The sequence below is a fragment of the Methylobacterium sp. AC433 genome (assembly GCF_979253015.1).
This window is the reverse complement of sequence record NZ_CEEDBN010000002.1, coordinates 265,174-277,551: the sequence shown is the minus strand read 5'-3', so window position 1 is coordinate 277,551 and position 12,378 is coordinate 265,174. Positions and strand designations below refer to the sequence as shown.

12 protein-coding genes are annotated in these 12,378 nt (G+C 71.4%); 8 read left to right on the top strand and 4 right to left on the bottom strand.

The annotated features are described in order from the left end of the window. Positions 1 to 12 precede the first annotated feature (12 nt). From AC0IWM_RS04790 to AC0IWM_RS04780, 3 genes are all read left to right on the top strand, one after another. Positions 13 to 399, top strand: a complete 387-nt coding sequence (locus AC0IWM_RS04790; protein ID WP_103708441.1) for a hypothetical protein — start codon at positions 13 to 15, stop codon at positions 397 to 399. A 144-nt stretch (positions 400 to 543) separates the two neighbouring features. Next, a complete protein-coding gene (locus tag AC0IWM_RS04785) occupies positions 544 to 975 on the top strand; it encodes a hypothetical protein (protein ID WP_471753311.1) in 432 nt (143 codons plus the stop codon). Between the two features lie 209 nt (positions 976 to 1,184). Beyond that, positions 1,185 to 2,186 carry a diguanylate cyclase domain-containing protein gene (locus AC0IWM_RS04780; protein WP_471753310.1) on the top strand — a complete coding sequence of 334 codons (1,002 nt, stop codon included), beginning with the start codon at positions 1,185 to 1,187 and terminating at the stop codon, positions 2,184 to 2,186. A 23-nt stretch (positions 2,187 to 2,209) separates the two neighbouring features. Here the strand turns inward: AC0IWM_RS04780 and AC0IWM_RS04775 are convergent, their stop codons facing one another. The 3 genes from AC0IWM_RS04775 to lepA form a co-directional block, all read right to left on the bottom strand. After that, positions 2,210 to 2,920: a L,D-transpeptidase gene (locus AC0IWM_RS04775; RefSeq protein ID WP_471753309.1), complete on the bottom strand. Its 711-nt coding sequence runs from the start codon at positions 2,918 to 2,920 to the stop codon at positions 2,210 to 2,212. A 221-nt stretch (positions 2,921 to 3,141) separates the two neighbouring features. Next, the gene (locus tag AC0IWM_RS04770; protein ID WP_471753308.1) at positions 3,142 to 3,996 is read right to left on the bottom strand and encodes a glycosyltransferase family 2 protein; all 855 of its coding nucleotides are present in this window, start codon (positions 3,994 to 3,996) and stop codon (positions 3,142 to 3,144) included. A gap of 16 nt (positions 3,997 to 4,012) precedes the next feature. Continuing rightward, positions 4,013 to 5,818: a translation elongation factor 4 gene (lepA, locus tag AC0IWM_RS04765; protein WP_056466452.1), complete on the bottom strand. Its 1,806-nt coding sequence runs from the start codon at positions 5,816 to 5,818 to the stop codon at positions 4,013 to 4,015. Positions 5,819 to 6,092: 274 nt separating this feature from the next. On the opposite strand from lepA, the gene AC0IWM_RS04760 reads away from it, so the two are divergent. The 3 genes from AC0IWM_RS04760 to AC0IWM_RS04750 all read left to right on the top strand — a co-directional run bounded on the left by AC0IWM_RS04760 (position 6,093) and on the right by AC0IWM_RS04750 (position 8,589). After that, entirely contained in the window at positions 6,093 to 6,839 is a 747-nt protein-coding gene (locus tag AC0IWM_RS04760; protein ID WP_471753307.1) for a response regulator transcription factor, read from the top strand. After that, positions 6,836 to 8,191 carry an ATP-binding protein gene (locus AC0IWM_RS04755; RefSeq protein ID WP_471753306.1) on the top strand — a complete coding sequence of 452 codons (1,356 nt, stop codon included), beginning with the start codon at positions 6,836 to 6,838 and terminating at the stop codon, positions 8,189 to 8,191. The genes AC0IWM_RS04760 and AC0IWM_RS04755 overlap by 4 nt, the downstream gene beginning before the upstream one ends. 143 nt (positions 8,192 to 8,334) lie before the next feature. Then, the gene (locus AC0IWM_RS04750) at positions 8,335 to 8,589 is read left to right on the top strand and encodes a hypothetical protein (RefSeq protein WP_471753305.1); all 255 of its coding nucleotides are present in this window, start codon (positions 8,335 to 8,337) and stop codon (positions 8,587 to 8,589) included. Positions 8,590 to 8,688: 99 nt separating this feature from the next. On the opposite strand, the gene AC0IWM_RS04745 is transcribed toward AC0IWM_RS04750, so the two are convergent. Beyond that, the gene (locus AC0IWM_RS04745; protein ID WP_471753304.1) at positions 8,689 to 9,483 is read right to left on the bottom strand and encodes a HugZ family pyridoxamine 5'-phosphate oxidase; all 795 of its coding nucleotides are present in this window, start codon (positions 9,481 to 9,483) and stop codon (positions 8,689 to 8,691) included. 341 nt (positions 9,484 to 9,824) lie between these two features. Here AC0IWM_RS04745 and AC0IWM_RS04740 point away from each other — a divergent pair, with 341 nt between their 5' ends. Further along, positions 9,825 to 10,535, top strand: a complete 711-nt coding sequence (locus AC0IWM_RS04740) for a response regulator transcription factor (protein ID WP_055947774.1) — start codon at positions 9,825 to 9,827, stop codon at positions 10,533 to 10,535. A 60-nt stretch (positions 10,536 to 10,595) separates the two neighbouring features. Next, entirely contained in the window at positions 10,596 to 12,359 is a 1,764-nt protein-coding gene (locus tag AC0IWM_RS04735) for a sensor histidine kinase (protein ID WP_056466442.1), read from the top strand. Positions 12,360 to 12,378: the final 19 nt, after the last annotated feature.

The following is a 12,378-nucleotide window of genomic DNA, read 5'->3' as shown; positions in this document are numbered from 1 at the left end:
GAACGGAATGCCATGCGACGCGCAGCCCTCGCGGCGACCACCCTCGCCCTCCTGACCGCCTCCGCCGGGGTCGCCGACGCCGCCAAGAAGAAGGTCCAGGTGCCGAATCGCTACGACGGCACCTGGAGCATCGAGGTGGTCACCCTCGACGGCCCCTGCGACCGGGCCTACCGCTACGGCGTGCAGATCCGGCGGGGCGAGGCGAGCTACGCCGGCGGCGAGTTCAACATCAACGGCCGGGTCTCGCAGAGCGGCGCCGTGCGGGCCGTGATCTCCCGCGGCAACGACGCCGCCGACGTGGTCGGGCGGCTCGGCCGCTCGGGCACCGGCAACGGCACCTGGAACACCACCGGCCTGATCGCCTGCAGCGGGCGCTGGAACGCCGAGCGCCGGGGCTGACAGGCCACCCTGTGATGGGCGCGCCACAACCGCGCGCCGATCGTCGTCCGACGCCGGCGTGCCGGACTTCCGCCCTTCTCCGGACCCAATCCCTGGTGAATACTCGCGTCGGATCGAGATCGATTTCGCACGGGGCTTCCCACGATGAAGGCTTTGCTGTTCGGCGCGTTGGTGACGACCTTGGGATGGGGCGCCGCGGCGGAGGCGGCAGGGCGTAATCCGGCCCAACCCCACGCGGTGATGTCGCCCCTCGAGCGCGCGGCGACGGAGTGCTTCGCCGAGACCGTGCTGTCCAACCCGGCCGCCACCCGGCACGCCCGGGCGGGCCGCTGGTACGAGGCCGCCGGCATCACCGGCTTCCTGTGCCGCCCGGAAGTCGACGCGATGATCCAGGCCCATGACCGCCTCTACGGCCGCGGCACCGGCACCCGCTACTTCCAGAACGCCTATACCCGTCACCTGGGCCAGCAGCTGGCCGAGCGCCTGCAGCCGATGCTCGAGCGCAAGTCCGTGGCGAGTGCCGAGCCGCCGGTCGACAAGATCGAAGCCCAGGACGGGGACAAGGCCGCCGAATAAGCGAAGCGTGACAGGACGTGCCGCGGCGGTTAACCTCCGTTAACCTGGCTGCCCCTATCGTGGGGACCTGAGGACGTCTCGGAACCGGGGAGATCGCTGCCGGCGATCTTCGCGCGCTTCGGGTCTCGTGCCTCGGCTCGAACGGGGCACGACCCTTGACGTCTTCCGGTGATCCCACCGACCCGCTGCGGGTTCCGCGTCGCGGACGCTTGGCCTCCGCCGCCCTCCGCGTGGCCACCCATGCCGTCGACGCCGCGGCGGCGCAGCGGTGGCGCGACACCGCGACGATCCTCGCGCTCCGCGGCGAACTCGCCGCCCATGCGGCCCTGATCCAGCGCCAGGCCGATGCCCTCGCCGACCGGACGCGCGTCTTCGAGCGGGCCTCGGCCGAGGCCGGGATCGGCCTCTGGCACTGCGACCTGCCGGGCGAGACCCTGCGCTGGAGCGGGGGCGTCTACGACCTCTTCGAGTTCCCGCGCGGAGCGACGCCGAGCCGCCGGGACACGCTCGCCTGCTACACCGAGGCGGCGCGCCGCGAGCTCGTGGCCGTGCGGGCGGAGGCGATCGGCCGCCGGTCCTCGTTCACCCTGGAATCCGAGATCGTCGGGCGGCGCGGCAGCCGGCGCTGGATCCGGATCACCGCGACGGTGGAGACCCGGGACGGCGTTCCGGCCCGCCTGTTCGGCTTCAAGCAGGACATCACCGAGCAGAAGCTGCTGGCGGACCGCACGCGCCGGATGGCGGAGTTCGACGGCATGACGGGCCTCGCCAACCGGACGGTCTTCGACGGCCGGCTGGCGGAGCTCTCCGAGACCGGCGCGCTGGTGCTGGTCGACCTCGACGGCTTCAAGGCGATCAACGACACCCATGGGCACGCCGTGGGCGATGCCTGCCTGCGGGAAGCGGCCCGGCGGCTGCGCGAGGTCTGCCACGCGGCCGACCTCGTGGCCCGGATCGGCGGGGACGAGTTCGCGGTCCTTCTCCGGCGGGAGGCCGACGCGGCCCTCTGCGAGGCGCTCGGCCGGCGGATCGTCGCGGCCCTGCGCGAGCCCGTCCTCCACCGCGGCGTGCGCCTCCGCTTCGGCGCCTCCGTGGGCATCGCGCGGGCGGCGTGGTCGGCGCCCTCGGACCTGTTCAGCGACGCCGACGCGGCCCTCTACGCGGCCAAGGCCGCCGGCCGCGGGACCCTGCGGATGGCCGCGCCGCGCTGAGCCCGTCCGTCGCGCGGGCCCCCTCAGGCCGGCAGGACGACGACCTTGGTCTTCACCGACGTGCGGGCGTAGAGATCGATCATGTCCTGGCTCAGCAGGCCGACGCAGCCGCTGGTGATGCCCGAGCCGATCGTGTCGGGCTCGCTCGAGGCGTAGATCGTGTAGAGCGTGTAGGCGCCGTTCTGGTAGAGGTGCAGGGTGCGGGCGCCGAGCGGGTTGTCGAGGCCGCCGGGCATGCCGCGGGCGTACTTGGCCGCCTCGGGCTGGCGCTTGATCATCTCCTTGGGCGGGGTCCAGGTCGCCCATTCGGACTTGCGCCCGACATAGGCGTCGCCGCTCCACCGGAAGCCGTCGCGGCCGACATTGGCGCCGTAGCGGGTCGCGCTCCCGTCGCCCTCGACGCGGTAGACGTAGTAGTTGGCCGGATCGACGATGATCGTCCCGGCGGCCTCCTTGGTCTCGTACGGGACCGTGCGGCGGAAGTATTTCGGATCGAGCTTGCTGATGTCGGTCGCCGGGATCGGGAACTTCTCGCCCGGCATCGGACCGTAGGTCCTGGCCGCCTCGGCGCGCAGGACGCCGTCGGAGGACACGCAGCCGGAAAGCCCGAGGGCGCCGAGGCCGGCGCCGGTGCCGACCAGGAAGGCGCGGCGGCTCAGACTTCCCGTCCGCCCCCCGGACCCGCCACCCGTTTCCGTCGTGCCGGCGGCGGCGTTCCCCGTGTCCCTGATCATCCCGGACGTCCCGTCGTTCCGTCGCGCGATGGGCCGATCCTTCGGCGGAACCGCGACGCGTATGGCCAAGCTGACAGTGCCGCGCCCCCGGCCGCCTGGCAAGCGGCGCGCCGGGCGCGGACGCCGACCGCGATCAGGAGCAGGCGGAATGCGTCGCGGATGTGGCCGGGGCGGTCCGGCGGCCGCGGTCGGCTGGGGAATGCGGCGCGGCCGGAATCGCCTCAGCCGGGTCCGGCCTGGGCATCCGGCGCGGGGCGCTTGGCCCGGCGCAGGAAGGGCAGCCCCGTCGAGGGCTGGCCGCGGGTCGCCTCGTGCATCTTGGCGATCCGGATGAAGCGCCCATAGGCGAGCACGCTCGCCATCACGAAGCCGTCGAGCCCGGCGAGGAAGAAGCGACGCAGGATGTAGAACTTCAGGAAGTTGAGGGGATACTCGAACACCAGCCGCAGGCCGGTCTCGAACCGCGAGCCGATGGGCTGCGTGTCGGCGGCGAGCTGCCCGACATAGTTCGACTTGGCGATGGCGTGGTTCCAGTCGCGGAAGGTGTGGTGCCAGACCACGGAGCGGATCGTCACCGGCTTCTCGTCCGTGGTGATCGCGAGCTTGTCCCAGTTCGGGTTGTCGGTGGTGCGGGCGACGCGCCGGTCGTAGAGGTAGACGTTCTCGGTGCAGAAGGCCCAGGGCGAGGGGCGCGCGTGGTGGGGCAGCACCATCGCCTTGCGGACGATCATCAGCGACGGGATTTTGGGCGAGCGGAAGATCGCCCGGATCTCGCGGACGATCTCGGGCGTCAGGATCTCGTCGGCATCGACGCTGAAGACGTGGTCGTGCCGGCAGAGCTCCTCGCCGAAGCGCCGCTGCGGCCCGAACCCCTTCCAGGGGTTCACCACCACCCGCGCGCCGAGGGATTCGGCGATGGACACGGTCGCGTCCGTCGAGCCCGCATCGATGACGAGGATCTCGCAGCGCAGCGGCAGCGCCGAGCGGATCGCCGCCTCGATGCGGTCCGCCTCGTTCAGCGTCCGGATCAGGACGGTCAGCGGGATGGGCGCGTTCGGGTCCGGATTGTGGTCCACGGTCGGGCGGCCCGGCTCAATCGTCCATCTTCAGGGCGGCGATGAACGCCTCCTGCGGGATCTCGACCTTGCCGAACTGGCGCATCTTCTTCTTGCCCTCCTTCTGCTTGTCGAGGAGCTTGCGCTTGCGCGAGATGTCGCCGCCGTAGCACTTGGCGGTCACGTCCTTGGACAGCGCCTTGATGGTCTCGCGGGCGATGATCTTGCCGCCCAAAGCCGCCTGGACCGGGATCTGGAACAGGTGGCGCGGGATCAGGTCCTTCAGCTTCTCGCACATGGCCCGGCCGCGATGCTCGGCGCGGGTGCGGTGGACCAGCATCGAGAGGGCGTCGACCGGCTCGGCATTGACCAGGATCGACATCTTCACGAGGTCGCCCTCGCGGTAATCGGAGATGTGGTAGTCGAAGGAGGCGTAGCCCTTCGAGATCGACTTCAGGCGGTCGTAGAAGTCGAACACCACCTCGTTCAGCGGCAGGTCGTAGACCACCATGGCGCGCTTGCCGACGTAGTTGAGGTCGACCTGGGTGCCGCGCCGGTCCTGGCAGAGCTTGAGCACGCCGCCGAGATACTCGTCGGGGGTGAGGATGGTGGCGCGGATCCACGGCTCCTCGATGGCGGTGATCTTCATCACGTCCGGCATGTCGGCCGGGTTGTGCAGCTCCTTGATCGACCCGTCCGTCATCTGCAGGCGGTAGACCACGGAGGGCGCCGTGGAGATCAGGTCGAGGTTGAACTCGCGCTCCAGGCGCTCCTGGATGATCTCGAGGTGGAGCAGCCCGAGGAAGCCGCAGCGGAAGCCGAAGCCCAAAGCCGCGGAGGTCTCCATTTCATACGAGAACGAGGCGTCGTTGAGCCGGAGCTTGCTCATGGCGCTGCGCAGGGTCTCGAACTCGGCGGCATCGACCGGGAACAGCCCGCAGAACACCACCGACTGCACGTCCTTGAAGCCCGGCAGCATCTCCTTGCAGGGGCGCTTGTCCTCGGTGAGCGTGTCGCCGACGCGGGTGTCTGCCACCTCCTTGATCGAGCCGGTGAAGAAGCCGACCTCGCCGGGGCCGAGCTCGCCGATATCGGCCATCTTCGGGCGAAACACGCCGATCTTGTCGACGCCGTGGACGGCGTCGGCCCGCATCATGCGGATGTTCATGCCCTTCTTCAGGACGCCGTCGACGATGCGCACCAGCACGACGACGCCGAGATAGACGTCGTACCAGCTGTCGACGAGGAGCGCCTTCAGGGGCGCGTCGCGGTCGCCCTTGGGCGGCGGCAGGCGGGTGACGATGGCCTCCAGCACCGCCTCGATGTTGAGGCCGCTCTTGGCCGAGATCGCCACCGCCTCGGAGGCGTCGATGCCGATCACCTCCTCGATCTGGGCGCGGATGCGCTCGGGCTCCGCCGCCGGCAGGTCGATCTTGTTGAGGACGGGGACGATCTCGTGGTTGGCGTCGAGGGCCTGGTAGACGTTGGCGAGCGTCTGCGCCTCGACGCCCTGCGAGGCGTCGACCACCAGCAGCGAGCCTTCGCAGGCCGCGAGCGAGCGCGACACCTCGTAGGCGAAGTCGACGTGGCCGGGCGTGTCCATCAGGTTGAGGACGTAGTCCTTGCCGTCCTCGGCCTTGTACTCGAGGCGCACCGTCTGCGCCTTGATGGTGATGCCGCGCTCCTTCTCGATGTCCATCGAGTCGAGCATCTGCTCGCTCATGTCGCGCAGGGCCACCGTGCCGGTGGTCTGGATCAGCCGGTCGGCCAGCGTCGACTTGCCGTGGTCGATATGCGCGACGATGGAGAAGTTGCGGATGTTGTCGATGGGGGTCGTTGTCATCGAGAATGCGATCTCCGGCGCGCGCGGCCCGCCGTCATCGGACGGACCCGGCGCACGGTCATAAGGGGGTGAAGAATTTGAACGCCGCAGATAGCAGCGCCCGCCCCCCGCGCCAAGCGCAGGGCGAATCCGGCGCCGTCTCGGGGACCAGACCGAACGACGCGGCGCCCGGACCCGGAACGGAACGCGCTTGCAGAACGGGCTTGCAGCCACGCCTGATCGCCGGCCGATCCCGCGGTGACGCCCACCCCCGCAGACGGAGCGAGGTCGAACCATGATCCCCAGTGAGGGCGCCGGTCCCACGCCGGATGCGGGCCATGTCCTCCTCGTCGAGGACGACGACGGCATGCGCATGCTGGTGACCCGCGCCCTGCGCGAGAGCGGCTACCGGGTCACCGGATGCCGGAGCGGCGCCGAGCTGTGGCGGCTGCTGCCGGAGGGTGGCGTCGACCTGATTCTCCTCGACGTCATGCTGCCCGGCGCCTCGGGCCTCGACCTGCTGCGCACGCTGCGGTCCCGGTCCCGGGTGCCGGTGATCATCGTCAGCGCGCGGGGCGAGGAAGCGGACCGGGTGCTCGGCCTGGAACTCGGCGCCGACGACTACATCGCCAAGCCGTTCGGGCGCCCCGAGCTGCTCGCCCGGATCCGCGCCGTCCTGCGCCGTTCGATCGTCGCGCCGGCGCCCCTGGCCGCGCGCGGCCACGGGACCCTCACCTTCGCCGGCTGGCAGCTCGACCTGCGCAGCCGCGCCCTCGTCGATCCGGAAGGGGCCGGCGTCGATCTCTCGGGCGCGGAATACGACCTCCTCCTCGTGTTCCTCGACCATCCGGGACGGGTCCTCGGCCGCGAGCAGATCCTCGAACTGTCGCGCGCCCGTCTGGGCTCGCCCTCCGACCGCAGCGTCGACACCCTGGTCAGCCGGCTGCGGCGAAAGCTCGATCCCCCCGAGGGCGGCCAGCCGGTGATCAAGACGGTGCGGGGCTCGGGCTACATGCTGGCGACCAAGGTCGAGCGCGCATGAGTGTCCGGTCCGTCGGCGGCGCGTTCCTCGGCCGGCTGCGCCCCCTGGCCCGAAGCCTCGAGGCCCGCACGGTCGCCGTTCTGCTCGTCGCCATCCTGGCGGTCCATGGAGGCGCCCTGCTGCTCTATCGCCAATCGGCCGCCGCGGCGGCCGACGAGGCCTTCGCGAGCCAGGTCGCGACGCAGCTCGCCCTGGCCCGCGAGGCCGTGATGCGGCGACCGCCGGCGGAGCGGGATGGCGAGGCGAAGGCCCTGTCCAATCCGCATTTCGAGATCAGATGGTCCGAGGCCATCGCGCCGGAGCGGTCGCGGACGGATCCGCCCCTCGCGCCCCTGCGCGCGCGCCTGACCGCCCTCGACCCGAGTCTCGGGGACGCCCTCGCCCTGACGCTGGAGGGGGGCGACGATCCCCTCCACCGGAACGACCTCGCCGGGACGCTGGCGCTCCCGGACGGGACCGCCCTGACCTTCCGCTCCGCCCATGCGCCGAGCCTCGCCCTGCAGAATCCCTGGGCCTACCTGGCCACCGCCATGGCCGTCCTCGTCGGCCTCGCGGCGGTGCTGCTGATGCACCGGATCGCCGGTCCCCTGCGCAGCCTGACGCGCCTGACCGGCCTGATCGGTCACAACCGGCCGGTGCCGGTGCCGGAGGCCGGCCCGGACGAGACCCGCGAGATCGCCCGCGCCCTCAACGGCATGCAGGCGCGGATCGCGGATCTCCTGACCGAGCGCACCCAGGCGCTCGCCGCCGTCTCCCACGACCTGCGCACCCCGATCGCGCGCCTGCGCCTGCGGCTCGACGGGCTCGGCGACGCGCCCGAGCGACGGGGCATGGAATCCGACCTCGACGACATGCTGGCCATGATCGACTCGACGCTGGCCTACCTGCGCGGCGACGCCGACCCGGAGGCGCGCCGGGTCACCAACGTCGCCAGCCTCCTGATCAGCATCGCCGATGCGGGACAGGATGCCGGCCAAGCGATCCACTACGACGGACCCGGCCGGGCCCTCGCGGCGATTCGCCCGGTCGCGCTGCGGCGGGCGCTGGACAACGTGGTCGACAACGCCGTCCGCTACGGCGGCCGCGCCCACCTGCACCTCGCGGTCGAGACGTCGACCCTCGTGGTCTGCGTCGAGGACGACGGCCCCGGCATTCCGGCGGACGCGGTGGAGCGGGCCTTCGCGCCCTTCACCCGCCTCGAAGGCTCGCGGAACCGGAACAACGGCGGAACCGGTCTCGGGCTGACGATCGCCCGGCGCGTCGTTGACGCGGAGGGCGGGCGCATCGGCCTCGAGAACCGGGCCGGCGGCGGCCTGCGGGTGCGCATCGTCCTGCCCCGTCCGCCCGGCTGAGCCGGACACCGCGCCCCGGCGCAAATCGTCGTCCGGACTCGGGTCGACACACTTCGTCACGAACCCGGCACACGGCGGTCGAACGGCCTGGCCATCTCCAGCCTCACCGCAGCCGACGGGGCTGCGCCAACACGAGGATCACGATGACCCGCACCACGCTCACCCTGCTCTCGGTCGCCCTCATGACCGCGCTGGCAGGCCCGGCATCCGCCATCGACGGCCACGGCAATGCCGCCAATCCGTCCGTGTCCGTGCCCAATACCGGCGGCGTCTCCGGCGGTCCGGCCCATCGCGACGACCCACGCGTCAGCGAGAGCCGCGAGCTGACCAAGGACGGCAAGCCCGTGCACTCCGCCGATGACGGACACGCCCACGGTCACAGCCACGACAAGAAGTAGGCCCGCGACCGGGCGCACCGGCGCCCGACCGCCGACGCATCGGGGCGACGGCCCCGATGCCCTCGGGCCGCCGCCGACCGGGCCGGCCGCCGGAGAGGATCAATCCGCCCTCGGCGCATCCCCCGCCCGGGCCTGCGCGGCCATCGTCACCAGCACCTTGCGCAGGGCGCCCATCTCCCGGACCGGCTCCGGGTAGAGCACCCGCGCGGTCCGGTCTCCGGTGAGGAGGTCCATGCCTTCCGGGTCGAGGCCGGTGAGGCGCCAGGGACCCGGCTCGGCCCCGGCCGCCACGGCGTAGAGCGCCAGCGCGTCGGCGTGGTCAGCGTTCATGTGCTCGACGGCGCCGGCCTCTCCGGCCACCAGCCCCTCGGCACCGGCGAGATCGAGGCGCAGCTCGTCGGCGGTGAGCACCGCGGCCTTGGCGAAGCCGCCGTTGAGGTGCCCGGCCGTGGGCTCCAGGGCGAAGAACCCGAAATCGGGAAAGTCGGCGTAGAGCTTCGATTTCGGGTGGCGGGCGACGAAGCGGGCGCGGGCCCGCGGCTCCGGGGTCTGGATCACCCGTCCCGTCACGGTCAGGCGCGGATGGGCGAGCGGATCGCCCTTGCCGCCGGCGCTGAACAGCAGCGAGGCGCGCGGGTCCTTCAGCAGGTTGCGGGTATGGGCCGAGAGCCGCGAGAGCAGCATCAGGGGCGTGCCGTCCACGTCCGTGGCGATGGTCACCAGGGAGGCGAAGGGCGTGCCGTCCTCCGGGTCGAGGGTGGCGAGGGCGCCCGAGCGGATGCTGCGCAGGAGGTGGCGGGCCAGCCCGATCGCATCGAACGGCGCCTCGGCCGCCGGCAGCGGCACCGCCGGCCCGCGCCGTTCCCCCCCGGTCCTGGTCTCGCCCTCGGCCATGAACATCCCCTCGATTCGGCGCCCGCGGACCGGTGCTCAGGCCGCGTTCAGCCGGGGGATCATAGCCAGGGTGCGGCCCCTCGCACGAGGGCGCCGGACTGCGGCCCGTTGGCATCAGTCAAGCCGCAAACGAACAAACGACCGAGGTCGCTCGCTTTTTCAGCACATTGCCATTACACAGCCTGACTCTCCGCGCGAACGCGGCCCGCCTCCCCGGCACGGTCGCCACCGCGTTTTTGCCGATCTCTGCCCGCCGTCCACGACGGGGGACGGGGTGGGATGCGGAGGGGCTGGCGCCATCAGACGTCCGCCGAGCCGCATCCGAGCAACAGGACACGCGCATGCCGACCATCGCCCTCGTGGACGACGACCGAAACATCCTCACCTCAGTCTCGATCGCGCTCGAGACGGAAGGCTACCGCATCCAGACCTACACCGACGGCGCCTCGGCGCTGGACGGCCTGAAGCATTCCCCGCCGGACCTCGCGATCTTCGACATCAAGATGCCGCGCATGGACGGGATGGAGCTTCTCAGGCGTCTGCGGCAGAAATCCGACCTTCCGGTGATCTTCCTGACCTCGAAGGACGAGGAGATCGACGAGTTGTTCGGCCTCAAGATGGGCGCCGACGACTTCATCCATAAGCCGTTCTCGCAGCGCCTCCTCGTCGAGCGGGTCAAGGCCGTGCTCCGGCGCTTCGCCCCCAAGGACGGCCCGGGCGCCGCCGCCCGCGAGGCCGATGCCGCCGCCCGCTCCCTGGAGCGCGGGCTCCTGATGATGGATCCCGAGCGCCACACCTGCACCTGGAAGGGCGAGCCCGTGACCCTGACGGTGACGGAGTTCCTGATCCTCCAGGCACTGGCGCACCGCCCCGGCGTCGTGAAGAGCCGCAACGCCCTGATGGATGCGGCCTACGACGACCAGGTCTACGTCGACGACCGGACCATCGACAGCCACATCAAGCGCCTGCGCAAGAAGTTCAAGGTGACCGACACGAGCTTCGACATGATCGAGACGCTCTACGGCGTCGGCTACCGCTTCAAGGAGAGCTGAGCGCCCGCCCGGGCCTCAGGCGCCCCCGCCCGCACCGCTTTCCCTCACCACCGGACGCCCGTGGCCACCACAGACCAAGCCGAAATCCCGTCGCGCGGCGTGCTGGGCTGGCCGCGCCAGATCTGGAACGGGATCGGCCAACGGGCCTCGTCGAGCCTGACGCGACGCATCGTCGTGCTCAACCTCGTCGGGCTCATCGCCCTCCTGTTCGGCTTCCTCTACCTGAACCAGTTCCGCCAGGGGCTGATCCAGGCCCGGGTGCAGAGCCTGCTGATCCAGGGCGAGATCATCGCCGGCGCCATCGCCTCCTCGGCCTCGGTCGAGACCGACGCCATCCGGATCGACCCCGACAAGCTGCTCCAGCTCCAGGCCGGCGAGGGCGAGGAGCCCTCCTCCCCCCTCACCTTCTCCCTCAACCCCGAGCGCGTGGCCCCGCTGCTACGCCGGCTGATCACGCCCACGGGCAACCGCGCCCGGGTCTACGACCAGGAGGGCGGCCTCCTGTTCGACACCCGCACCCTCTCGGCGCGGGGCGAGATGAACCGCAGCGACCCGGACGTCCGCCCGCGCAAGCGCACCTGGCTGGAGAAGGCCTGGGAGACCGTGCAGGCCAAGTTCGGGGCCAGGCTCGACGGCGACGGCGCCGCCCCCGGGGTGACCGAGGATGTCGGCCCGGCCAGCGGCCACGGCCTGAAGGAGGTGCAGGTGGCGCTCGCCGGCGCCCGCGGCACCATCGTCCGCCGCAACCCGGCCGGCGAGACCATCGTCTCCGTGGCGGTGCCGATCCAGCGGGCGAACTCGGTGCGCGGCGCCCTGATGCTGTCGACGCAAGGGGGCGACATCGACCGCGTCATCGCCTCGGAGCGCTTCGGCCTGCTCCAGGTCTTCCTCATCGCCGCGGCGGTGATGCTCGTGCTGTCGATCCTGCTCGCGGGCGCCATCGCCGGGCCGGTGCGGCGCCTCGCGGATGCCGCCGAGAAGGTTCGGCTGGGCATCAAGTCCCGCGAGGAGATCCCCGACTTCACCGGGCGCACCGACGAGATCGGCCACCTGTCGGGGGCGCTGCGCGACATGACCCAGGCGCTCTACCGCCGGATCGACGCCATCGAGAGCTTCGCGGCCGATGTCAGTCACGAGCTGAAGAACCCGCTGACCTCGCTCCGCAGCGCCGTCGAGACCCTGCCGCTGGCGAAGTCGGATGATTCGCGCGGGCGCCTGCTCGCCATCATCCAGCACGACGTGAAGCGCCTCGACCGGCTGATCTCGGACATCTCCGACGCCTCGCGCCTCGATGCCGAGCTCGCCCGCGCCGAGGCCCGCCGGGTCGACATGCGCAAGCTGATGACCACCGTGGTCTCGGTGGCCAACGAGCGCCGGCGCCCAAAGGACGCCCCGATCCAGTTCGACGTCGACACGGCCGCCGGCGAGATGGACTCGCCGTTCACGATCTTCGGGCACGACAGCCGCCTCGGCCAGGTGGTCAACAACCTCCTGGACAACGCGCGCTCGTTCTCGCCCCCCGACGCCAAGGTCCGGGTGGCCCTGCGCCGCGTGCGCAGCGACGTCGAGCTCATCGTCGAGGACGAGGGCCCGGGCATTCCCGAGCACGCCCTGGAGCGGATCTTCGAGCGCTTCTACACCGACCGCCCGGAGCAGGGCTTCGGCCAGAATTCCGGCCTCGGCCTCTCGATCTCGCGCCAGATCGTCCAGGCCCATCGCGGCACGATCCGGGCCGAGAACCGCCCCGGCCCGGCGGACGAGGACGGCGAGCCGACGGTGCGCGGCGCCCGCTTCATCGTGCGCCTGCCGGCGGCGGCCCGCTGAGACCGGACCCGGCCGCGCC